The organism is Bartonella sp. AA2SXKL (genome assembly GCF_042197205.1).
In the GTDB taxonomy this organism is placed as follows: Bacteria; Pseudomonadota; Alphaproteobacteria; order Rhizobiales; family Rhizobiaceae; genus Bartonella.
In genome coordinates this window covers 1-542 of the sequence record NZ_JBHIRN010000285.1, presented here as the reverse complement: position 1 = coordinate 542, position 542 = coordinate 1, and the positions used below count along the sequence as shown (strand labels likewise).

The window sequence follows — 542 nt, the reverse complement described above, 5'->3', positions numbered from 1 at the left end:
GCCAAATTTAAAAGAGAAAATAATCTCACTTATCAACCAGAGCAAATTATTGTTGGCACCGGCGGTAAACAAATCCTTTTTAATGCATTGATGGCAACTTTGAATAAAGGCGATGAAGTCATCATTCCATCACCTTATTGGGTCAGTTATCCAGAAATGGTTACCCTAAACGGAGGTATACCTGTCTTTTTAGAAACTAAAGCCGAATTTTCTTATAAACTTCAACCACAAGAGTTAGAAGCTGCCATTACCCACAAAACTAAGTGGTTTATTTTTAACTCTCCTTCAAATCCATCAGGCGCCGCTTATACACACGAAGAGTTAAAAAAACTAACAGATGTTTTAATAAAATATCCTCATGTTTATATTCTCACCGATGATATATATGAGCATCTCACATATGAAGGTTTTACCTTTGTCACCCCAGCTCAAGTAGAACCGAATCTTTACGACCGTACACTCACAATGAACGGTGTTTCTAAAGCTTATGCCATGACAGGTTGGCGGATTGGTTATGCGGGCGGTCCGCAAGGATTAATTAA

Annotated in this window: 1 protein-coding gene; it reads left to right on the top strand. The window is 38.0% G+C overall.

Features of this window, described 5'->3' with window-relative positions; translation table 11 throughout:
* The coding region (locus tag ACFINS_RS11275; protein ID WP_375706320.1) for an aminotransferase class I/II-fold pyridoxal phosphate-dependent enzyme at positions 1–542 on the top strand (542 nt) is incomplete at both ends.